The sequence below is a fragment of the Streptococcus sp. HMSC072D03 genome (assembly GCF_001812855.1).
Lineage (GTDB): Bacteria > Bacillota > Bacilli > Lactobacillales > Streptococcaceae > Streptococcus > Streptococcus salivarius_D.
Genome location: NZ_KV810657.1, coordinates 1 through 23832 on the forward strand (window position 1 = coordinate 1; position 23832 = coordinate 23832).

The 23832-nt window shown below is 39.9% G+C and carries 20 protein-coding genes; all 20 read right to left on the reverse strand.

Features of this window, described 5'->3' with window-relative positions; genetic code table 11:
* Positions 1–68: 68 nt before the first annotated feature.
* Positions 69–1367, reverse strand: a complete 1299-nt coding sequence (purB, locus tag HMPREF2877_RS05605) for an adenylosuccinate lyase (RefSeq protein ID WP_002886310.1) — start codon at positions 1365–1367, stop codon at positions 69–71.
* Between the two features lie 18 nt (positions 1368–1385).
* Positions 1386–1604, reverse strand: a complete 219-nt coding sequence (locus tag HMPREF2877_RS05610) for a hypothetical protein (RefSeq protein ID WP_042766863.1) — start codon at positions 1602–1604, stop codon at positions 1386–1388.
* Positions 1605–1610: 6 nt separating this feature from the next.
* Positions 1611–2855 carry an SNIPE associated domain-containing protein gene (locus tag HMPREF2877_RS05615; RefSeq protein ID WP_070579065.1) on the reverse strand — a complete coding sequence of 415 codons (1245 nt, stop codon included), beginning with the start codon at positions 2853–2855 and terminating at the stop codon, positions 1611–1613.
* A gap of 9 nt (positions 2856–2864) precedes the next feature.
* Positions 2865–3092, reverse strand: a complete 228-nt coding sequence (locus tag HMPREF2877_RS05620) for a hypothetical protein (RefSeq protein WP_021144798.1) — start codon at positions 3090–3092, stop codon at positions 2865–2867.
* 217 nt (positions 3093–3309) lie between these two features.
* Positions 3310–4731: a hypothetical protein gene (locus HMPREF2877_RS05625; protein WP_070579068.1), complete on the reverse strand. Its 1422-nt coding sequence runs from the start codon at positions 4729–4731 to the stop codon at positions 3310–3312.
* Complete coding sequence (purK, locus tag HMPREF2877_RS05630) at positions 4732–5823, reverse strand: 5-(carboxyamino)imidazole ribonucleotide synthase (protein WP_070579071.1); 1092 nt, start codon at positions 5821–5823, stop codon at positions 4732–4734.
* Complete coding sequence (gene purE / locus HMPREF2877_RS05635) at positions 5810–6298, reverse strand: 5-(carboxyamino)imidazole ribonucleotide mutase (protein ID WP_014633767.1); 489 nt, start codon at positions 6296–6298, stop codon at positions 5810–5812. Before purE ends, purK begins: the two co-directional genes overlap by 14 nt.
* A gap of 333 nt (positions 6299–6631) precedes the next feature.
* Entirely contained in the window at positions 6632–7894 is a 1263-nt protein-coding gene (purD, locus tag HMPREF2877_RS05640) for a phosphoribosylamine--glycine ligase (RefSeq protein WP_070579074.1), read from the reverse strand.
* 292 nt (positions 7895–8186) lie between these two features.
* Positions 8187–9734, reverse strand: a complete 1548-nt coding sequence (purH, locus tag HMPREF2877_RS05645) for a bifunctional phosphoribosylaminoimidazolecarboxamide formyltransferase/IMP cyclohydrolase (RefSeq protein WP_004181944.1) — start codon at positions 9732–9734, stop codon at positions 8187–8189.
* A 75-nt stretch (positions 9735–9809) separates the two neighbouring features.
* Positions 9810–10358: a phosphoribosylglycinamide formyltransferase gene (gene purN, locus HMPREF2877_RS05650; protein ID WP_002886299.1), complete on the reverse strand. Its 549-nt coding sequence runs from the start codon at positions 10356–10358 to the stop codon at positions 9810–9812.
* A gap of 184 nt (positions 10359–10542) precedes the next feature.
* The gene (gene purM, locus HMPREF2877_RS05655) at positions 10543–11565 is read right to left on the reverse strand and encodes a phosphoribosylformylglycinamidine cyclo-ligase (RefSeq protein ID WP_070579077.1); all 1023 of its coding nucleotides are present in this window, start codon (positions 11563–11565) and stop codon (positions 10543–10545) included.
* Between the two features lie 211 nt (positions 11566–11776).
* Positions 11777–13216, reverse strand: coding sequence for an amidophosphoribosyltransferase (gene purF, locus HMPREF2877_RS05660; protein WP_014633732.1), 1440 nt, complete (start codon positions 13214–13216; stop codon positions 11777–11779).
* 22 nt (positions 13217–13238) lie between these two features.
* Positions 13239–14342 (reverse strand): hypothetical protein, encoded by a 1104-nt coding sequence (locus tag HMPREF2877_RS05665; protein WP_070579081.1) that lies wholly within the window; start codon positions 14340–14342, stop codon positions 13239–13241.
* A gap of 51 nt (positions 14343–14393) precedes the next feature.
* Positions 14394–18119 (reverse strand): phosphoribosylformylglycinamidine synthase, encoded by a 3726-nt coding sequence (locus tag HMPREF2877_RS05670; RefSeq protein ID WP_070579084.1) that lies wholly within the window; start codon positions 18117–18119, stop codon positions 14394–14396.
* Positions 18120–18185: 66 nt separating this feature from the next.
* Positions 18186–18893 (reverse strand): phosphoribosylaminoimidazolesuccinocarboxamide synthase, encoded by a 708-nt coding sequence (gene purC / locus HMPREF2877_RS05675; protein WP_002886293.1) that lies wholly within the window; start codon positions 18891–18893, stop codon positions 18186–18188.
* A 258-nt stretch (positions 18894–19151) separates the two neighbouring features.
* Positions 19152–19397: a phosphopantetheine-binding protein gene (locus HMPREF2877_RS05680; RefSeq protein WP_002886291.1), complete on the reverse strand. Its 246-nt coding sequence runs from the start codon at positions 19395–19397 to the stop codon at positions 19152–19154.
* Positions 19397–20401 carry a phosphate acyltransferase PlsX gene (plsX, locus tag HMPREF2877_RS05685; protein ID WP_002886289.1) on the reverse strand — a complete coding sequence of 335 codons (1005 nt, stop codon included), beginning with the start codon at positions 20399–20401 and terminating at the stop codon, positions 19397–19399. Before plsX ends, HMPREF2877_RS05680 begins: the two co-directional genes overlap by 1 nt.
* Before the next feature lie 211 nt (positions 20402–20612).
* On the reverse strand, positions 20613–21386 hold the full coding sequence (gene recO, locus HMPREF2877_RS05690; RefSeq protein ID WP_002886288.1) for a DNA repair protein RecO: 774 nt from the start codon (positions 21384–21386) through the stop codon (positions 20613–20615).
* On the reverse strand, positions 21373–22548 hold the full coding sequence (locus HMPREF2877_RS05695; RefSeq protein WP_070579087.1) for a pyridoxal phosphate-dependent aminotransferase: 1176 nt from the start codon (positions 22546–22548) through the stop codon (positions 21373–21375). The genes recO and HMPREF2877_RS05695 overlap by 14 nt, the downstream gene beginning before the upstream one ends.
* A gap of 92 nt (positions 22549–22640) precedes the next feature.
* The gene (locus tag HMPREF2877_RS05700) at positions 22641–23606 is read right to left on the reverse strand and encodes a ribose-phosphate diphosphokinase (RefSeq protein ID WP_002886286.1); all 966 of its coding nucleotides are present in this window, start codon (positions 23604–23606) and stop codon (positions 22641–22643) included.
* Positions 23607–23832 lie beyond the last annotated feature (226 nt).

Sequence of the window (23832 nt, forward strand, 5' to 3'; positions counted from 1 at the left end):
GCGCTATTTTTAATGTTTTTTTCAAATAAAAAAGCAGGGCAAACCTGCTTTCTACTATTTTGTTTAGATTAGTCACCCAAACCGATGCGTTCGAAGATTTCATCAACACGTTTAGTGTAGTAAACTGGGTTGAAGATTTCGTCGATTTCTTCTTGAGTGAGGCGTGATGTTACTTCTGGATCTGATTCAAGAAGTGGTTTAAAGTCTACTTGGTTATCCCATGATTGAGCTGTCTTAGGTTGAACAAGGTCGTAAGCTTGCTCACGAGTCATACCTTTTTCAATCAAAGTAAGCATCGCACGTTGGCTGAAGATCAAACCAAATGTAGAGTTCATGTTGCGGATCATGTTTTCTGGGAAGACTGTCAAGTTCTTAACGATGTTTCCGAAACGGTTGAGCATGTAGTCAATCAAGATAGTTGTATCTGGTGCGATGATACGCTCAGCTGATGAGTGAGAGATATCACGTTCGTGCCAAAGGGCTACGTTTTCATAAGCTGTTACCATGTGACCACGGATAACACGCGCAAGACCTGTCATGTTTTCAGAACCGATAGGGTTACGTTTGTGAGGCATTGCTGAAGACCCTTTTTGACCTTTAGCAAAGAACTCTTCCACTTCACGTTGTTCTGATTTTTGAAGACCACGGATTTCAGTTGCCATACGTTCGATAGATGTTGCGATGCTAGCAAGAACTGCAAAATACTCAGCGTGAAGGTCACGAGGAAGTACCTGTGTAGAGATTTCTTGAGCACGGATACCAAGTTTATCGCAGACGTATTTTTCAACAAATGGTGGGATATTGGCAAAGTTACCAACCGCACCAGAAATCTTACCAGCTTCCACACCAGCAGCTGCATGCTCGAAACGCTCGATGTTACGTTTCATTTCGCTGTACCAAGTTGCCAATTTAAGACCAAAAGTTGTAGGCTCAGCGTGCACACCGTGGGTACGACCCATCATGATAGTGAACTTGTGTTCTTTTGCTTTATCAGCGATGATGTTGAGGAAGTTTTCAAGGTCCTTGCGGATGATGTCGTTGGCTTGTTTGTAGAGGTAACCATAGGCAGTGTCTACCACGTCAGTAGAAGTCAAACCATAGTGAACCCACTTGCGCTCTTCACCAAGCGTTTCAGAAACCGCACGTGTGAAGGCAACCACATCGTGACGTGTTTGCTGCTCGATTTCCAAAATACGGTCGATGTCAAAGTCCGCTTTTTCACGAATCAAAGCCACATCTTCCTTAGGGATTTCCCCCAACTCAGCCCATGCCTCGTCAGCTAAGATTTCCACCTCAAGCCAAGCACGGTATTTATTTTCTTCAGTCCAAATATTCGCCATCTCAGGGCGAGAGTAACGTTCGATCATTGTTGTTTCTCCTTTAAATTATCTAAAAAATGCAAATATCAAAAATAAAACTAGAAATACTGCCGTAGCAACTGCCCACTTTAGTCTTTCTTCTTTAGAGGTCTGAGGTTGTTCTGCAGAAGTTACATTTGAATAAAATGTTTCGTTTTCATCTAATTCATCTTCATTATCATCAGAAGATAAACCTAATGCATTTACCCCACACCCAATAAATAATACTAAAAATAACCACTTCATCTATAGCTACCCCTTCAGTAGAGTCTGTCTATATTCGAATGCTTCAGCGTTCTCATTTAATTCTATAGTTAACTCTTCGTGTTTATCCAAAAGTGCCTTAATTTTTTTAAATGGAACCTTGAAGTATTCTTTACGGTTATTTACTTTATTAACCTTATACTCACTTAGTTGATTATGTAATTCAGTCTCTAATGCAAAGGCTTCCTCACTAAAAATCAAAGCATGAACATCAAATTGAAAAGGTACAGACGCACTACTTAATTCCCTGATGCGTTCAAGAGGTTCTAAACGACGAGTAACTCCAATTTTATAAACATCTTCACCAAAAGAACCAATGTTAGAGATTACATATACGTAGCCGGCAGTTGCATGACCTTCACGATAATCAATATCTTCTTCGATTTCATCTAATTCAGATAATTTATCTTGGTACTCAGATAACTGTCTCTGAAGTTCTTCAAACTCTTCACCAGTAGCATTTTTCAAAAGTTCCTCAACCTTAGAAATCATATTTTTAAAGTGAGTTCTATCTTTTTCCAATTGCTTTCGACGTGCTTTAATTTCAGCCTGAAGTTTTTTGTCCTCACGCTCTTTTGCTCTTTGCTCTCGAAGTAATTCTTTTTCTTCTTGCTTTTGTAGCTCAAACTCAGCAGCTAGACGTAATTCTTCAATTTTCAAATTTAGATAGGGTATCGTAATTTCAATTTGATTACGTGAATACATTCTATTCAGTTGTTGGAATGCTTTCTTCAATGCCTGAATTTTCTTTTCAACATTCGAAACAGAAACTTTTACTAACAAGGCATCCGCTTCACCATTAAAGCCACGAATAGCTGCTTTAATAAGCTGATTCTGCATTGCCCTTCCCTTGCTTTGATTATTATCTAAAAGCATAGGTACTATAATTCTACCAGCCTGACCAGATTTAACTAAGTCTTTCTGCTGTTTTCTCAAATTATCTAAAGCTTCCTTATATTTTGTGCTATCAGAAAACTTATACTGTCTTTCAAAAAATCCAAACTCTTGTAATCCAAGTGTGTCATTAGCTAAGGAAATCTCGTTCTGAATAGCAAATAATTCTGACCGTTTCTGAGATAACTCAGTATTTAACGAGACTATATCGTCTGCTATCTTTATTTGAGCTTTTAAATCTGCCAGTTTTGCTTTTTGAATAGCAATCTCTTGATTTAATCTCTGAATTTTATTTTCTAAAGCTTCATCTTTGGGTTTTCCAAAATTAAATATCGCCATTAAGGTCTCCTACTCAAACTCCTCTTTCCCAATCCACACTGATGGATAGTGATCTAGTTTATTCAAATCAGTATCCATCGGCAAATCATAGATAGCTATATAGTTTTCAGGATATTGAGCAACCAACTCTTCATACTTAGCTTTCACTTTTTCGTGATTGCTACTAGCATACAAGACTTCAACGACTGCTCCAGTCTTATCTTTCTCAACAAATGCGCTGACGATGAGTTGAATCATAAAAATTGATTAAATTCGAACACTGTATTCCGTTTTAGAAAATACAAGTACCCATGTTCCTTTCTTTTTATTTATATTTTTTATAAATAAAAAGATGTTTTTAACCTAAGTAAAAATACTAGAACTTTACCTTTTCTTTAAATTTTTGTTTATAAAAGGATTGACATATTCTTAGTCATTCTATAATCATATTTTAATTTCATATAATAATTTCTATTTAGTACGGATTATTAAAAATTTTTTCTAGAGTTTCACCATTTTTTGCAACTTCATCTAGTGCATGTTTTGTTGTATATCTAATATTTTGTGGTGGGTAAGTATCTCCTAACGGAATTAAGTTGGCATATTTTTCTGGTTTCCCATCAAAAATAAGTTTCCAATATCCTAAAAAATTATCTGATTCAACAATATCTTTTACTTTTGCAACATATTGTATACCACTTCTAGGTGCAACCTCATAGCCCGCAATATATCGAATTTTATTTTTCTTTGTCTTACCTATACGAATATCATACCATTCATGATCTTCTAAGAATACTTGTTGAAACCCTTCTTCTTGTGCTGGGACTATTATCGTTAAATCATCTTCTATATCATCTGGATTGTTTTCTTTATCTGAATCTACACCAACTAAAGCGTCCAATGTATCCAACATTTCATTTTCTTCAACATAAGTATATTTAGAAATAAGATTATCTTCAAAAGAATTTAAGGCTTTTGATATTTGAGAAACAACCTTTTCAACATCCTTTTTTAATGTTTCATAGTCATCTTTGCGAAAAAACGTATTATGAGCAATAGCATTTCTTTTTGCGATAGACTGACTAAGAACAGTACTCAAACTATTTGATAGTTTATCACTCTCTTTGATGCTATCTGATATATATCTATCCCATATAGACCTTGGAGAAGTCTTTAAAATTTCGCTATTTGCCATCCGTAGTTTTTTTTCTATATCCTGCCAATTATTTAAGTCCCCTACTTCTAGATTTTTTGAAATGTTTGATATAACTGAATCTAAATTTCCTAGAGCTTCTATAAAATTTTCTTGGCCATGGTTTTCATCATTTTTTTCTTCATAGATAGTAAATAATATTTTGGATAAATCACTAAAATATTTGCCATCTAAAGGTTTATATTTTTTCTCTTTCGATTTTCTATTGTCTCTAATTGATAAACTATTTGTCAGACGGGTCTCCCAATTTTGAGTATTAGATTTCAAAAACATTACCTCAGAGATTAATGCACGAGTCTTATTTTCAATAACATGAATTAATTCATAAGCTTCCTTGCTATAATATTGAGATAAAGCATCCTCTAATATAAACATTTCTAAATTATTGTATGACTCAATAAAATTATTAAGCTCACTATCCATGAACTCAAACTGTTCGATATCTGACTCTTTTTCTAAGTAAAAAATTAATACGAAAAATTTTTTATTATCTTCTTGGGAATCAGTGTTCATCATCTTTAATTCATATCTAAACGAACGTCCTTGAACACTAACAAGATTCTTATCACAAGATAAACCTGTAGTATCATTAATCGACTGTAATAATTTGTGTATATCAGAATGTATATTTTTTTTTGACTTATTTTCTTTCGAGATGATTAAATATCTTGAAGTTCTATCCATTTAAAAATCAATTCCTTTCCCAAACTCAACCACACTATCTGGTTCATCACTAAACAAAGTCACATGACCCATTTTGCGGTTGTGCTTCGCTTCTAGTTTACCATACATGTGGAGGTGAGCACTTGGATTTTCTGTGACATAACGCTCAGCTGCTTCGACGTGTTGGCCGAGGATGTTGAGCATGACAGCTGGTGCATGAAGGTGGATTGCTGGAAGTGGTGCTCCGAGAACACCCAAGATGTGCGTGTCAAACTGTGAAAAGTCGCAGGCTTCGATTGAGTAGTGTCCTGAATTGTGCGGACGTGGTGCGATTTCGTTGACGATGATGTCATCAGCTGTCGCAAACATTTCCACACAGAGAGTACCAGAGAGGTTAAGTTGCTCGGCAATCTTCACTGCCATAGCTTTAGCTTTCTCAGCTAGACTGTCAGAAATGCGAGCAGGCACGATAGTTTTAGAGAGGATATTGTTGCGGTGGATATTTTCCTGAACTGGGAAAACCGTCACATCCTTGCCGTTACCAGACACGATGACAGAAATTTCAAGGTCGAAGTTAACGAACTCTTCCAAGACACACTCGGCCGAGTTAGCAAGGGCATTTGCCTCTTCCAAATCGTCAGCTGATGTGATGACTTTTTGACCGTGGCCATCGTAACCACCTGTCGCAGTCTTGAGGACGTATTTTTTAGAAAGGTCAATATCTTCCAAATCAAGGCTAGATGTCACGACCTTGTAAGGAGCAACGGTTACTTTAGCCTTGTTTGAGAGGAAGTCCTTCTCAAAAATACGGTTTTGTGAAATGCGAAGCAGGTCTGTCCCTTGTGGAAGCTGACCGTCTTTGATAACAGCGTCAAGGCCGTCAGCGTCGACATTTTCAAATTCATAAGTGAGAACATCACAGCGGTCTGCCAACTGACGAAGGGCATCTACATCATCATAGGGTGCCACGATAACCTCAGACACACGAGAAGATGGGCAATCTACTGCAGGATCAAGGGTGATAACCTTGTGGCCCATGTAGATAGCTGAAATAGCCATCATCTGTCCGAGCTGGCCACCACCGATGATACCAATGGTTTTAGTTGAGCTCATTTGTAGACTCCTCTGCGATTTTTCCTTGTTCTTCAGCAAAGTTAGCAAGTGCGTCCGCAATGGCCTTGTCTTCTACTGAGAGGAGACGGAGGGCAAAGAGGGCAGCATTAGTCGCACCAGCTTCACCGATAGCCATGGTTGCGACTGGTACACCACCTGGCATCTGAACGATAGAATAGAGCGAATCCACACCGCTAAGGGCACGTGATTTGACTGGCACACCAATGACTGGAAGGGTTGTTTTAGCAGCAACCATCCCTGGCAAGTGAGCAGCGCCACCCGCACCAGCGATGATGACCTTGATGCCACGGCTACGTGCTTCCTCGGCATGTTTGAACATGAGGTCTGGTGTACGGTGTGCGGAAACAACTTTCTTTTCGTAAGCGACACCGAAGTTGTCGAGGACTTCAGCAGCTTTTTGCATGGTTGCCCAGTCGGATTTTGAGCCCATGATAATGGAAATTACTGGTTTCATTTTTTCTCCTTTTTTGATAATCGTCTAATGTAGTGCGGACGTAAGCGACCGCCTGTAGCGTTTCATTACTAAAACTGGAGCCTGAGTCTCCAGTTTTCCGCTCCTAGTAGCTCTGCTACTAGGAGTTCCACTACTGCGACGATTATCCTATACTAGCTCGCTAACGCTCGCAAATCAAACGACCATTATCGGATTGGCGACTTCGTCGCCTAAAATAGCATTGATATTCGAAAACTCAAAGAAAATCATAGAGTGACAAGGCAAAGCGACGAAGATAGAACTAAAGTTCATCAAGGAGCTTTAACACAGTCAATCGAAGATTTTCAAATAGTTTTATTTGTTAGCCTTGCTACCGATATCCGTCCGATAGAAGAGGCCTTCTGTGTTTTGTTTGTTGAGTTCGCTGTAGATAATGTTTTGGCCATCTTTGACGGTATCTGCTGTTGTGACAAGCATGTAGACACGTCCTCCGTTTGAGAGGAGGTCTTGGCCATTTTCAGCGAATTTGGCACCAGCATAGTAAGTGATGATATCGCCCTCTGTCTTGGCTGGAAGTTTAACACCCTTCTCATAAGCGAGTGGGTAGCCGTTTGAGGCTACAACCACGCCTAGTGTCACACCATTGTCCGTCCAAGTGATGTCTGGCTCTTTGCCGTCCAAAATATCGGTGATATTTTGTGCAAAGTCAGATGTCAAACGAGGCAAGATGATTTGCGTTTCAGGATCTCCAAAACGTGAGTTGAACTCGATAACTTTAGGACCGTCAGCTGTCAAGATAAGACCAGCGTAAAGGACACCAGTGTAAGGACGACCTTCTTTAATCATGCCTTCAAGAACTGGCTTGACAATAGTGTCAACCGCCGTGTCAACCACGCTCTGTGGCAAGTGAGGAACTGGCGCATATGCCCCCATCCCACCAGTGTTAGGGCCCTTGTCACCATCATAAGCACGTTTGTGGTCCTGAGCCGTTGGCATAATGTAGAACTTGTCCCCATTGACAAAAGCAAAGAGAGAGAACTCTTCCCCGTCAAGGAATTCCTCGATGACCACACGCGCACCTGAGTCACCGAATTTATTGTCCAAAAGCATCTCGTGAGCAGCTTCGACGGCTTGCTCAACCGTTTCAGCAACGACGACACCTTTCCCAAGGGCCAAGCCGTCTGCCTTGACGACGATTGGAGCGCCTTTTTCCTCGATGTAGGCCTTGGCTTCCTCGAAATCTGAAAATGTGCCATAGGCTGCTGTCGGAACATCGTATTTGACCATGATTTCCTTAGCAAAATCCTTAGACCACTCAAGCTCAGCCGCAGCCTTTGTCGGACCAAAGGCTTTGAGTCCAGCCGCATTGAAATCATCCACGATACCAGCTGCAAGGGCATCATCTGGACCGATAAAGGTCCAAGCAATATCGTTCGCTTTTGCGAAGTCAATCAGCTTAGAATGTTCGGAAATTCCGATATTGATCAAATCAAGACCGTCCAATGTCATCCCGTCATTACCAGGAGCCACGAAAACTTGCTCAACGTCCTTAGACTCCAATAATTTCTTGGCAATCGCATGTTCACGACCACCAGAACCAACAACCAAAAGTTTCATTTGAAAGATACCTCAATATCAAATAAGACTAGGGGCAAATGCCCGTTAACGACAATCATTCGGAAAAATTAGCAATTTTCACGAATTATACATAACCATTATAACATATTTGTTCGGAGATATGGGTATGTATCCAAATTTGGACACAAAAAAGGCAGCCACTTGGACCACCTCTTGGGAGATTATGAAAATGAAAAAAGTTATTTAGGATGGTATTAGTATAACTTGGAGAGCTTAAAGGAAGCTTAAGGAATCTAAAAAACATCCAATTTCTTGGATGCTTTGTAAATTCTTAATGACGGAAGTGACGAACGCCTGTAAAGATCATTGTCAAACCATGTTTATCAGCAGCTTCGATTGACTCTTGGTCACGTACTGATCCACCTGGTTGGATGATTGCTTTGATACCTGCTTTGGCGATTTCTTCTACGTTATCTGCAAATGGGAAGAAGGCATCTGAAGCAAGAACAGCACCATCAAGGCGGTCTTTAGCTTGCTCAATGGCGATACGGACTGAAGCCACACGGTTGGTTTGACCTGGGCCAACACCAAGTGTCATGTGGTCATTAGTTACGATGATACCATTTGATTTCACATACTTGATAGCTTTCCAAGCAAACTCAAGAGCTGTCGCTTCTGTCTCTGTTGGTTGGCGTTTAGTAACCACTTGCCAGTCAGCTGGACTTTCTTTAACAACGTCTTGGTTTTGAACGAGGAGACCACCAACAACACCAGTGTATTCTGCTTCCACTTCGCTAGCGTCTTGAGCGTCAAATGGCAACTCAAGGATACGCAAGTTTTTCTTCTTAGTTGTCAAGATTTCAAGCGCTTCGTCTGTGTAGCTTGGTGCAATGATGATTTCAAGGAAGACACCGTGCATTTTCTTAGCTGTCGCAGCGTCAACTTCACGGTTGAGGACTACGATACCACCGAAGATTGATACTGGGTCAGCTTCATAAGCGTAGTCCCAAGCTGTTTCGATGTCGTCAGCTTGACCGATACCACATGGGTTCATGTGTTTCAAAGCCACAACTGTTGGACGGTCTTTGAAATCACGGATGATACGGATAGCGGCATCAGCGTCACGGATATTGTTGAAAGACAATTCTTTACCGTTAAGCTGTTTAGCTGAAGCAATTGAGTAAGCCGTTGGCAAACCTTTTTGGTAGAAGTCTGCGTCTTGTTGAGGGTTTTCACCGTAACGCATTGGTTGCTTGAGGTCATAGGTCAAAGTGAGTTTTTCAGGTTTTGTTTCACCCACTTGAGCTGTGAAGTATTCCGCAATCAAAGCGTCGTATGAAGCTGTGTGACGGTATACTTTTGCTGCCAAACGTTGACGAGTTTCGTAACTTGTTTCGCCGTTTGCTGACAATTCGTCAAGAACAACAGCATAGTCAGCAGGGTCTACCACAACTGTTACGCTAGCGTGGTTTTTAGCTGCTGAACGAAGCATAGATGGCCCACCGATATCGATGTTTTCAACCGCATCAGCATAAGTTACGTCTGGTTTGAGGATGGTTTCCTTGAATGGGTAAAGGTTTACCACAACAAGGTCGATAAGTTCGATATTATTATCCTTAGCCGCTTGGAGGTGGCTATCGAGGTCACGACGAGCGAGGAGACCACCATGGATATTTGGGTGGAGAGTCTTCACACGACCGTCCATCATTTCTGGGAAACCAGTCACATCATCGATGGCAATGGTGTCTACCCCAGCATTATCAAGGGCAACTTTGGTCCCACCTGTTGAGATGATATCCCAACCAAGTTTCTTGAGTTCTTGGGCAAATTCAACAATGCCCGCTTTGTCTGAGACTGAAATAAGTGCTCGTTTAGTCATTTTCTTTCTTTTCCTTTTTTAAAAAAGTTCTTTAGCTACTACAGTCAAAAATTATCTTTCAGCTCTAGGGCTTTCTTATTTTCGTGCAACTCCCAAACTATCCAAGACTTCTGGATAGAGCTTGTACTCTGTTTCGTGGATACGAGTTTCGAAAGTATCAAGGGTATCACCTTCAAGGCGTGGCACACGGACTTGTTTGATAACCTTACCGGTATCAACACCAGAATCCACCCAGTGAATAGTCACACCAGACTGGTCAACACCTGCATTCCAAGCATCCTCAATGCCATGAGCACCTGGAAATTCAGGAAGATAAGCCGGGTGGATATTTATGATACGACCTTCATAAGCTGCCAGCAAGGTTGGGCCAACGATTTTCATATAACCCGCCAAGCAAACCAAATCAATCTGGTGTTCATCCAAGAGTTTGACGATAGCTTCTTCATAAGCCGTTTTATTGTCAAATTCCTTGAGCTCAAAGGCATGGCTAGTCACACCAAGATTCTTGGCACGTTCTAAGACATAGGCATCACGGTGATCTGAAAAAACAAATTCTACTGGAAATTGTTCCGCAATCACCTGAAAGTTTGAGCCGTTGCCAGAGGCAAAAACAGCAATCTTCATATTCGATACAAAGGGACGTTTCGGCTAGCCGAACAGTTTCGTAGAAAAATAGGAAATCATTTTGTGTGCAAGCACCCAGCAATGATTTCTCTTTTTTCCTAGAAAATGAGTCCCGTGTTCAGTTAGGCTTGCTAACTAAACACTCCTTTCTACAATTTCTCCGTATAAAATGGTGATTTCACCATTATTTTATCACCACACTTGCGCCATCTTTCTTCACAATACGACCAATTTCATAAACAGGTTCGTCAAGAAGTTCTTTGACACGTTCAACATTTTCTGGTTTAACCGCAAGCATGAGACCAATACCCATGTTGAAGATTTCAAACATTTCTTCATGTTTGATTTCACCATATTTTTCAAGGGCTTTAAAAATTGGAAGAACTGGCACTTTGCTTTCATCAATTTCAGCAGCCAAGTCATCTGAGAACATACGTGGTACATTTTCGATGAAACCACCACCTGTGATGTGGGCAATACCGTTAACCAATTCTTCTTTGATGAGTGGCAAAGCTGCTTTGACGTAGATACGAGTTGGTTCAAGAAGAACGTCTTTAAGTTTTTTGCCTTCAAGTTCTGGAAGAACTTCTTCACCTGTGTAATCAGCAAAGACACGACGCACGAGTGAGTAACCATTTGAGTGGATACCACTTGAAGCAAGTCCAAGAAGCACGTCACCTTCAGATACTTTTGAGCCGTCGATGATTTGAGATTTTTCTGCGATACCTACCGCGAAACCTGCCAAATCATAGTCGTCTTCACCATACATACCAGGCATTTCAGCAGTTTCACCACCAATAAGGGCTGCACCAGCTTGCACACAACCTTCAGCAACACCAGCAACGACCTGCTCCAATTTAGCTGGTTCATTTTTACCAGTTGCTACGTAGTCAAGGAAGTAAAGGGGCTCAGCACCTGCGGCGATGATATCGTTAACACACATAGCAACACAGTCTTGACCGATAGTATCGTGTTTGTCGTACTTAATAGCAAGCATGAGTTTAGTACCGACACCATCTGTACCTGAGATCAAAACAGGCTCTTTAACACCTGTTTTTGAAAGGTCGAACATACCACCGAAGCCACCGAGAGCTCCCATGACACCTGCACGCTCTGTACGGGCAACGTGTTTTTTGATACGTTCAACAACTTCATAACCTGCTTCAACATCCACACCCGATTGAGCGTAAGCATTTTTATTTGTCATTTTATTTATTCCTTTTCTTTTTTCGAGAAAGAGTGCGACGTATTTTTAGATGAACCATCTTTTTATCTAAAAATACTAGTCAGGTCTCTAGCTTTGACCCCATAGGGCAAAGTGTCTACTGACAAATGCTTTAGCTTTTAGTCAGTAGTGAGACGTGAAGCGTAAGCATTTTTAGACATAATTTTTTCCTCTTTTTTCTTCTGCACTGCTCTTAATAGAAAGAAGTGTGTTCTTTCAAACTTTCCAAATAGCGTTCTTCGTAGTCATACAATGGTGTTGGATATTTACCATCAAAGTAAGCCACACAAAGGCCACCGTTTGGTGCATCTGTGTCAATTCCAATAGAATCAATCAAGCCATCAATGGACAAGTAAGTCAAGCTATCCGCACCAATGATTTCGCGTGTTTCCTCAACCGTATGATTGGCGGCGATCAATTCCTTACGTGTTTGAATATCGATACCGTAGAAACATGGGTAGGCAAGGGCTGGGCTACCGATTGCTACGTGGACCTCTGTTGCTCCTGCTTCTTTTAGCAAATTAACGATACGACGTGATGTTGTCCCACGTACAATAGAGTCGTCAATCATAACCACACGTTTTCCTTTCACAACACCTGATACGGCAGAGAGCTTCATACGAACTCCTTGCTCACGCAATTCTTGTGTTGGTTGGATAAAGGTACGTTGAGTGTATTGGTTTTTAATCAAACCCATTTCATTTGGCAAGCCTGATTCTTCCGCAAATCCCATGGCTGCGCTAAGTGATGAATTAGGCACACCAACGACTATATCTGCTTCATGTTTGAATTCACGTGCCAATTGAGCCCCCATACGTTTACGAGCTGTATGGACATTGACCCCTTGGATATTTGAATCAGGACGGGCAAAGTAGATATACTCCATCGAACAAACAGCCAATTGCGTATCCGTTGTATAGTTATCGTAAGTGATGCCATTATCATCGATGATAACAACCTCACCTGGATTTACATCCCGAATCCATTCTGCACCAACACCCTCAAAGGCACATGTTTCAGATGAAACCACGATAGCATCATTGCTCATCTTACCAAGAGAAAGGGGACGGAAGCCATTTGGATCCAAAGCTGCAATAAGCTTGTCCTCAATCATAAGAAGATAAGCAAATCCACCTTTAACAGTGCTCAGAGCTTCTTTTACTTTACCCATGAATGATGGGTTGTGGCTACGACGAATCAAGTGAGCTAAGATTTCTGAGTCAGAAGTTGAGTTTAAGATAGCTCCATTTTTCTCCAACTCATGTCTTAGTGACTCTGCATTAGTCAAATTCCCATTATGAGCAAGACCAAGCTGTCCATCGTGAAACTTAAACATGAATGGTTGAATATTGTCTACAGAAGCTTCACCAGCAGTCGCATAACGAACATGACCGATAGCAGCCGTTCCAGTTAGCTTATCCAAGTTGGCTGGATCACGGAAAACTTCTGAGAGAAGCCCCATATCACGATGACGCTTCAATTGACCCGCATCATTTGAGAGAATTCCTGCTCCCTCTTGACCACGGTGTTGGAGACTGTGAAGTCCGAAATAAGTTAATTTGGCAGCATCCGGGTGACCCCAGATACCAAAAACACCACATTCTTCATTAAGAGATTTAACTTCGTATGTCATTTTTTATACCTTTTATTTATTTTTATATTATAGCCCACTCTTCTAAAAGAAAATTAGGAATTTCGTCTGGCTCGACTCTCTTATAACTATCAACTCCTACATACTGACCCAAATTAGGTTTACCGAAAAGTTCTTGACTAAGTAACACAAGCTTATCATTTGTTCTAATTTTTTCTTTAATTTTCGGGCTAAAGTAATAGTTTTCAGTATAGGCAAATATTAAATAATTAAGAAAATCCAGTTTCTTCAATCGAGCGCTACTATTAAATTGACTTTTTAGAGATTTATATTTCCTATCCCTTTTATGATAAAAAGCTAGCACCGTTGTCTTTTCTTTTAATGGTAAAATAGCTAGATGCAACTTCTGAATACGATTATTTTTTGAATGGTTATTCGTATCATTCACTGGATATCCATACATATCTCTAATCAAAGTTAATGATCCTTGAAACGCAATTGGTGTCTTATAGGGGAGCACCTCATGAAAAATAATTTGATATGCTCCTTTAAGATTGTCTTCAATAGCAGTTTTATGGAGTAAAATTTCATTTTGAAAATCTTCAATATCATAATCAAAAGAATTGTGAAAATCCTTTATTTTTTGAGATGTATTCTCTAATGTTTTATTAGAAATCTCCGGTATCCTTATGTATAAAGCTTTCTTAATCGTATTATCAGACATTGATTTTTCAAAAAAATATTTTTCCTCTCTTCTTCTAACTAATTCCAAAAGGAAATTTTTCAACGCAAGTTGTGATAACATTTTATCGCTAGGATAAGACATGAGATTCATTTCATTTTCATATTCCTGAAAATAAAATGAATCGCATTTACGACAGATAATTTGTATTGTTCCCGAATTACTCACTCCCTTATCATTATCTGACAGATCGCTCCCTATTAAATAACCTGCTTGAGTCAACTTACCAGTCTCAGAAATATTTTTTAACGATAACCGTGGAATGGTGTGAGAGTTACAAAAACTTGTAGTATCTTTATCACAAAGCAAACACTTTCTTGGCTTTAATTCCTCCTTCATTACTTTCATCTCTCTAGATAATATTTTTTTCAATTGAATCTTTTTTTCAACATCAAGTATATCAATTAATTTATTCAAATACTTCACAAGCCTTCTTTTACTTCTCAAAACACACCAATCGTCCTAGTCACTCCAGTCCTATTTTCCAGTAAAGTATTTAACCGCTGACGCAAAGAGGTGTTGGTCTTTATTTCCTGGAATATTTTGGAAGAGACCGTCTTCAAAACGTTCTGAGTGACCCATCTTACCAATAATTTGACCGTTCTTACTTGTGATACCTTCGATAGCATTTACAGATCCGTTAGGATTGTATTTAGAATCCATGCTTGGTTTACCTTCAAAGTCAACATATTGGGTAAAGATTTGACCATTGTCACGAAGCTCTGCGAATTCCTCAGCTGTCACGACAAATTTACCTTCACCGTGTGATACTGGGATGGCATGGATGTCACCAACTTTTACTCCAGCAAGCCATGGTGAGTTCGTGTTGGCAATACGTGTTTCAACCATCTTAGCCACGTGTTGGTTGGCATCATTGTAGAAGAGGGTTGGACTAGTGCTGCTTGCATCTTCAAAGTTACCGTATGGAAGAAGACCTGATTTAACAAGGGCTTGGAATCCGTTACAGATACCAATAATCAAACCACCACGTTCGATGAAGCTATCAATGGCTGCACGTACTTTTTCATTGAGCAAGATGTTAACGATAAATTTAGCTGATCCATCTGGTTCATCCGCTGCTGAGAAGCCACCTGCAAAGAAGATAATGTTAGCTTTTTCGATATTGTCAACCATGGTGTCAACAGACTTGACAATAGCTTCCTCATTAAGTGTTACAAATGGTACCAAGTTAACTTTTGCACCTTCTTTTTCAAAGGCCTTAGCTGAATCGTACTCAGAGTTAGTACCTGGGAATACTGGGATGTAAACCACTGGTATCTCAACTGTTTCTTTAGCTTTGATCACAGCATCTGATGCCACAGCTGGTACTTCTTCCAACTCAGTTGCTTGTGCAAATTCCGTTGGGTAAACCTCTTCCAATTTACCTTGGAAGGCACTGTCAAGTTTGTGTCCATCAAGCGTTACACCATTGACAGTAAGTGTAAAGTCAGCTGCTGTTTGTCCAATCTTGGCAACACCTGAAATCTCTTCCGGAGATGTGAAGACGAATCCACCCAATTGAGCTGTCAAGGCAGTCTCAAGATTTTCAAGGGTTACAGTGGCACCAATATGGTTACCAAATGTTGCAAGGGCAAGAGCTTCAACCACACCACCATATTTGACAGCTGATGCAGATCTGACTTTATAGTCAGCTTGGATGGCTTCAAACTTAGCAAAGTTAGACTTGATAAGATCGAAGTCAATTTCTTGTGCCAAAGCTTGACCAGGAATGTAGTAAATATTTTCACCAGTAGCTTTGAATTCTGGAGAAAGAACCTTACGGCTATCTGCAGTTGTTACCCCAAAAGCAACCAAGGTTGGTGGTACTGTCAATTCTTCAAAGGTACCAGACATAGAGTCTTTACCACCGATAGATGGCAAACCAAGTTGAATCTGAGCTTCGATTGATCCAAGGAGAGCTGATACTGGTTGACCAAAACGCTCTGCTTGTTTATCCATACGCTCGAAATATTCTTGATAAGAGAAACGAGCCTTAGACCAATTTGCACCAGCAGCAACCAAACGAGCTGTTGCTTCGATTACTGCATAGGCAGCGCCATGATATGGAGACCATTCTGCTACATAAGGGTTGAATCCTTGCGCCATAACAGAAGCAGTTGTTGTAACGCCATGTTGGACTGGCAATTTCTGTACAGAAGCTTCCGTTGGTGTGATTTGGTAGCAACCACCGAGTGGATGATTGACTGTTGAACGACCAACTGAACTATCAAAGATGGTTTGTAAACCTTTTTGACTGGCATGGTTAAGGTCAGCCAAGACTTCAAGAGTATCAGCTTCAAGGGTTTCAGCAGATGTTTGACGTTCTTCTGGAAGCTTGACATCCTTGTCAACCACCTTAGCATCTACAACCACACGTACACCGTTTGTATCAAGGAAACGACGTTCCAAATCAACGATTGTTTCACCATTCCAGTGCATGACAAGATTTGGTTTTTCAGTTACTGTCGCAACGACAACAGCATCAATATTTTCTTTATTACATTCAGCAACGAAGGCATCTACATCTTCTGGACGAACCACTACAGCCATACGTTCCTGAGATTCCGAGATGGCAATTTCTGTACCGTTCAAGCCTTGGTATTTCAATGGCACTTTGTCTAGATCAATTTCAAGACCATCTGCCAATTCACCAATAGCCACACATACACCACCAGCACCAAAGTCATTTGATTTCTTGATAAGACGTGTCACATCCCCATTACGGAAAAGACGTTGAATCTTACGTTCTTCGATGGCATTCCCTTTTTGAACTTCAGCACCAGCTGTTTCAACAGATTCAACCGTTTGAACTTTAGAAGAACCTGTCGCACCACCGACACCGTCACGTCCAGTCTTACCACCAAGCAAGATAATCACATCACCTGCTTCAGGTTTTTCACGGACAACATTTTCTTTAGGAGCCGCACCGACAACTGCACCTAGCTCCATACGCTTAGCAACGAAACCTGGGTGGAAGTATTCACGAACATAAGTTGTTGCCAAACCAATTTGGTTACCGTATGAAGAATAACCGTGTGCCGCTGTTTTAGAAATCACTTGTTGTGGCAATTTACCAGCACGAGTTTCAGCAATTGGTGTTGTAATATCACCAGCACCTGAGATACGCATAGCTTGGTAAACGTATGAACGACCTGACAATGGGTCACGAATGGCACCACCGATACAAGTAGCCGCTCCACCAAATGGTTCGATTTCAGTTGGGTGGTTGTGGGTTTCATTCTTGAACATGAGAAGCCATGGTTCTTTCACACCATTGACATCCACTTCAATTTCAACTGAGCAGGCATTAATTTCATCAGACACTTCCATATCATCCAAACGACCATTAGCACGCTCATAACGACCAAAAATAGTCGCCATATCCATCAAGGTTTGAGGTTTTTCTGTACGTCCCAACTCATCACGCATGGCAATATACTTGTCATAAGTCGCTTGCAATTGTTTTTCAAATTTAGAAGCTGAGAAGTCGATGTTTTTCAACTCAGTTTCGAAAGTCGTGTGACGACAGTGGTCAGACCAGTAAGTATCCAAAACCTTCAACTCAGTCTCAGTTGGTACACGTCCAATGGATTTGAAGTAATCTTGAATGAAGAGAAGGTCATCCACTTCCATTGCCAATCCTTGCTCAGCCTTATACTTAGCAAAATCTTCTGCCGTATAAGTTTCAAAGAAATCCAAGCTTGGAATGGTCTTGTCAGACTCAGAGAAATCCTGTTTAGCAATGCCAACAGTGATATCTTTGAAACGAGAATCCACTGGGTTCAAAAGGTAGTTTTTGACAGCTTCCAACTCATTCGCATCAATATCCTTGTTAACCAAGTAAAGTTGCGCTGTGTTCACTGTTACATCATTTGAACTACCAAGCAAAAGCAAAGCTTCTTGTGAAGATGCCGCACGTTGGTCAAATTGACCAGGCAAACTTTCGATAGCAAAGAAAGCATACTTCTCAAGATCAGCCTTAACCGCAGCCTCGTCCAAAACAGTATCAGTCACTTGCTCAGAGAAGATGTGTTTTTCCGCACGCGCAAACAAGTCCTCTGCCAAATTAAAGACATCGTAAACCTGAACAATACGAAGATCATTCAAAGTTTTCAACTGAAGATTATGCTTTAATTCTTTTACTAAAGACTGAGATTTCACACGAAAATCAGCTTTTTTCTCAACGAAAATACGTTTATCCATTTTATTTCCTTTATCTATTTCTACTTAAAGATTGTAGTGAAGACCAAGTATTCTATTTGTAAAAGGCTACTTCAATCCTTGCAATTTTTCCAATACAACTTCATAAACATCTGTCAAGCTACCAAGATCACGACGGAAGACATCCTTGTCCATATGGTGCCCTTCAGCATCCCAGAGGCGGCAGTTATCTGGTGAGAATTCATCTGCCAAGATAATCTTGCCATCCTTATCAAAACCAAATTCCAATTTGAAGTCAATCAAGCGAAGACCAATTTGTGCAAACCAATCTTTTAGTAATTCATTGATACGACGCGTTTCTTCCTTGATATAAGCAATTTGTTCATCATTGGCAATATCCAAGAACTTCACATGCTCATCATTGATGAATGGGTCATCCAAATCATCGTTCTTGTAGTAAAATTCAACGATTGGAGTTTTTAAGTCCAAACCTTCTTCAACGCCAAAACGTTTAGAGAAAGAACCCGCAGTCACATTACGAAGAACAACCTCCAAAGGAATGATAGTAACTTTCTTGTTAAGTTGTTCGGTATCAGAAATACGTTCGATAAAGTGAGTAGCTACACCCGCAGCATTCAATTTTTCAAAAATAAGAGACGAAATCTGATTATTTAGCACACCTTTTCCTTTAATAGTCTCCTTACGAGCACCATTAAGCATGGTTGCCTGGTCCTTATAGACCGACTTAATCACATTTTCGTCTTCTGTACTATAAATATCTTTAGCTTTCCCAGTATAAATCAGTTGGTTTGACATGGAATTGTTCGCCTTTCAAGTTTATTCGTCTTAATTATACCACACCAGAATCCAAAAACCAACATATAGCAAACTTTATTACTTGAGCAAAAAAATAACGTTCGTGTTTTAGTCCTTTTTTAGAGTTTCTTAATAAATAATGTATAGAAAAAAAGAGTGTGACAGAACTAAATCCATATAACATTTAGTTTCTTGCCTCACTCCAACAAAATAACAATCGTATAGTACACAACTATTATATTATTACGTCTAGCTTTCTTATTCTTTATTCAATTTCTCAGACAAATAGTCCAACAAATCAGCTACCTTAACCATATGGTCAATAGTATCATCGGAAATCTCAAGATCGAACTCATCCTCCAAATTAATAATGAATTCCATAAGCTCTATTGAATCCACACCCAAGTCATCTAATTTGGTAGCTTCGGTTAAAACAATGTCCTCTTTACCCATCTGCTCTTGAATTACGAGCTGCATTTTCTGAAGAATTTCTACTCTACTCATCAGTTAGCCTCCTCTTTCGGACTAAAGGCTTCAACTAGCTGCTCAACAACCTTAGTATCAAGCATCGTACGAACCTGCTTAATAGTGTAGTAAACCGCCTTAGCATCACTAGATCCATGACATTTTACTACGGGAGCTTTAAGACCAAAGAGAACCGCACCTCCAGCGCTAGAGTAATCCATAGTCTCTTTCATCCCTTTTAGGCTGTCTTTCAATAGGAAGGCACCTAACTTAGCTTTAAGACCACCATTCATGATAGCTGACTTAAGAGTCTTCATGGCACCAAGTCCCGTTCCCTCAATTGCCTTAAGAACTGCATTTCCTGTGAAACCATCAGCAACTACCACGTCAGCAGCTCCTGACATGATTTCACGCGCCTCAACATTACCAACAAAGTTAATACTTGGCTCCTTAGATAAGAGCTCAAAAGCCTCCTTACGAAGACTATCCCCCTTTGTTTCCTCAGTCCCATTATTAAGGAGACCTACACGAGGATTGGCAATTCCACGCACATTTTTAGCATAAAAAGATCCTAAAATAGCATATTGATGCAAATGACTAGCTGTATTTTCCGCATTAGCACCCAAATCAAGCATATCAAAGGGTTGACCAGTAAAACTTGGCATTGTTGACATAAGACCTGGACGCTCAACTCCCTTAATACGTCCAACCACGAAGAGACCTGCAGCCAGAAGGGCACCTGTATTTCCCGCAGAAATCACGGCACTTGCTTTTTTCTCCTTAACAGCCTGTGCACCTAAGACCATTGAAGCTTTTTTCTTCTTGCGAATGGCTTTAGCTGGCTCATCATCCGAATTTATCTTTTCATCAGTATGCACAATGCTCACACGTTCATTCGCTGTCAAATAGGTCTTAATTTTAGATTCATCACCATAAAGCTGGATTTCAATATCTTTGAAATCTGCTATAGCTTGGTTGACTCCCTCTACAATTGCTTGTGGCGCATTATCGCCACCCATAGCATCTACTGCAATTACATGCATAGCATTCTCCCTCTTGTCCTCTGCCATCAAACATAAACTCAGATTTCTATCAATAAAATATTATGTAACTAAAATAGACTAGTTCACTGTTTCTAGCAGAGTCTTTCAGCTTATTATCTTCTTATTATAGCACGAACTGACTTGCATTTTAACCCCTGAGACTGAAAACCATTACTTTCCTGTTTCACGTGAAACAAAAAGAAGATAATGTCTAGTCAGCACTATCTTCTTTATTCATAATATGACCCCAAGAATTTAGATTATCAATAAACTTCTTACTTTTAAGATGTATTCCAACATAATTATCATATAGGTCATCAATAAAATGTCGTAGCTTTCGTTTCATGTCATCCTTAACAGATATGCTTCTCAATTCCTCAAAAGAAAGCCCCTGAAAACGATCTAAAAGATAAGGTACATTAGGATCCAAGTGACTACGCCTTTCATCCTCTGCATAGTGATTTGGACAAAGTAGCCCCGAGAACTTATACGAAAAATCAAAAGGAAGCCCCACACGATGGCAAAAGACACACTCGTGAAAATTCAATCGTACACCGAAACGGTCTAAAACCTGAATCTCAAAGATATTAGTCAAGATTTCATAATCCAAGCCTTCTTCCATTAATTCAAGCGTCTTCTCCAAGAATGCAAATAATTGTGCATCTGCCACACCGTCAGCAATAGCAGCATCCGTCAGAGCAGCTAAATAAGTCGCATAAGACAGCTTGAAAATATCGCTTGTAATTTCCTTGAAGGACTCTGCATGGCTATAATCCTCTATGAAAGATAAGCCCTCATCATTTACAGTCATCATGAACTCAGCGATGGTTAAAGGTTGAATCACAGCACTTAATTTACCTGACCCACCACCTCTAACAAAAAACATCCGTTTCCCAGCTTGCTCGGTAAAAATCTTAACTAGCTTATCATTCTCACGATAATTACGATTGAAGAGGACAAGCCCTCTACTCTCAAGCTTCTGCATGTTCTTCCATAAACTCTTTCAAACGAGCCATAGCTGTTTCAATAGTATCCATGCTAGCTGCATACGACAAACGAACATAGCCTTCGCCATACTTCCCAAAAGCAACCCCTGGGATAATCGCAATAGCTTTTTCACGAGCAAAGTCTTGACAGAACTTAAAGGAATCTTGAGTATAGCCTTCTGGAATCTTAGCAAAGATGTAGAAAGCACCATCAGGTTTAATAATTTTGAAACCAAGTTCAGTCATTTTTTCAAGAATATAATCACGACGCTTCAAATACTCAACTTTCATTGGCTGGGCATCATCCTTACCAGCAGATAAGGCTTCAATAGCTGCAAATTGTGCCATAGTAGCTGCAGCTGTTACCAAATACTGGTGACTCTTAATCAACTGAGCCGTCAAGACTGCAGGTGCAAAAATCAAACCAATACGCCAGCCCGTCATCGCATGAGATTTAGACAAACCATTAATCAAAATCGTTTGTTCTGGCAAATACTCAGCAATAGATACATGTTGGTCTACATAAGTTAGCTCAGAGTAAACTTCATCGCTAACAACAAAAATATCGTATTTTTTCAGAACTTCAGCCAAATCTTTAATCTGTTGACGTGAGTAAGTCACACCTGTTGGATTAGTTGGGTAGTTAAGCAAAACTGCTTTAAGTTTATCTCCCTGCTCCAAAATTGCCTTTTCTAACATCTCCGGAGTCAAAACAAAATCATTAGCTGTTGTATCAATTTCAACAATTTCAGCACCAACTAGATTTGCAATCGGTTCATATCCAGGATAGGCTGGTGCAGGTAAAAGAATCGTATCTCCTGGCTCCAAAATAGCAGTCAATGTTGCAGAAAGGGCTTCTGTAGCTCCAATAGTCACCAATATTTCATTATCTGGGTTATAAGTAAGATTATATTTTTCCTTAACAAAATCTGCCGCAGCTTGACGCAAAGCAGGAAGTCCTGACATACCTGTATAGTGAGACTGGTTAGCATCGATAGCAGCTTTAGCTGCTTCTTTCACATGATCTGGAGTAGTAAAATAAGGTTCACCAAGTGTCAACTTTTTGATACCTGGTACATCTGAAATTGATTGGTCAAACTGACGAATCATCGAAACTTCAATCTTATCTAAATTTTTATTAAAACGTTGTGTTAAATCCATCACTGTCACCTCTTTGCAATTATGCCTTACATTATATCAAAAACTCAAACGCATTTAAACACCAAAAAAAGCTAGCCCAAGCTAGCTTTAGTCTATTTATGGCCCATTTCAAACAAAGGTGACAATGGACGTTTTTCATGAATACGAATAATTGCCTCTGAAATCAAATCAGCAATTGAAATTTGTTCAATCTTATCAATCAAACGTTCTTCTGGAAGATAAATAGTGTCCAATACGACAAGCTTCTCAATAGCAGATTTTTGAATATTATCAAGTGCTGGACCTGACAATACAGGGTGAGTACATGAGGCATAGACATGAGTTGCACCAGCTTCAGCAAGCGCATCCGCCGCATGACAGATTGTACCTGCAGTATCAATCATATCATCAATCAAGATACATGTTTTACCTTCAACGTTACCAATGATATTCATAACCTCAGAAGTGTTCATTTTATCAACACTACGACGCTTATCAATGATTGCGATTGGTGTTTTCAAACATTGAGCAAGTTTTCGTGCACGAGTCACACCACCATGGTCTGGAGAAACAACAACAACATCATCTCCAGTAAGACCAGCACGATCAAAGTAATCTGCAATAAGTGGTGCACCCATCAAATGGTCTACAGGAATATCAAAGAATCCTTGAATTTGAGAAGCATGGAGGTCAACTGTCAAAAGTCGATCAACACCTGCAACCTCAAGCATATTAGCAACCAATTTAGATGTGATTGGCTCACGTGAACGTGCCTTACGGTCTTGACGTGCATAACCATAATAAGGCATAACAACACTAATCGTTTCTGCACTTGCACGTTTTAGCGCATCAACCATAATCAAGATTTCCATCAAATTATCATTTACAGGAGAGCTTGTAGATTGAAGAATAAAAACGTGATGACCACGGATAGATTCTTCAATATTAACTTGAATCTCACCATCTGAAAATTCACGAACACTTGATTTTCCGAGTTCAATACCCATTTTATCAGCAACTTTTGCTGCTAATTCCTGGTTAGACGATAAAGCAAACAACTTCAAATTCGTATAAGACATGATTTCCTCCAAAATATCTACTAAACCATTCTACCTTTTTTTAGATTGATTTTCAATGCAAAATAAATGGTGTCACAGTAACTTAACAAGACTAAAAAGATTTAACCTTAACCTCGACATTTTCCCGTCTAAAAGTAATTCCAGAAAGTAAAGACATTTTGCTATAAAATCATAACCACCCGTCTAACGGGTGGTCAGATTGAAGACAAAGTCCTCAGAAGTTATA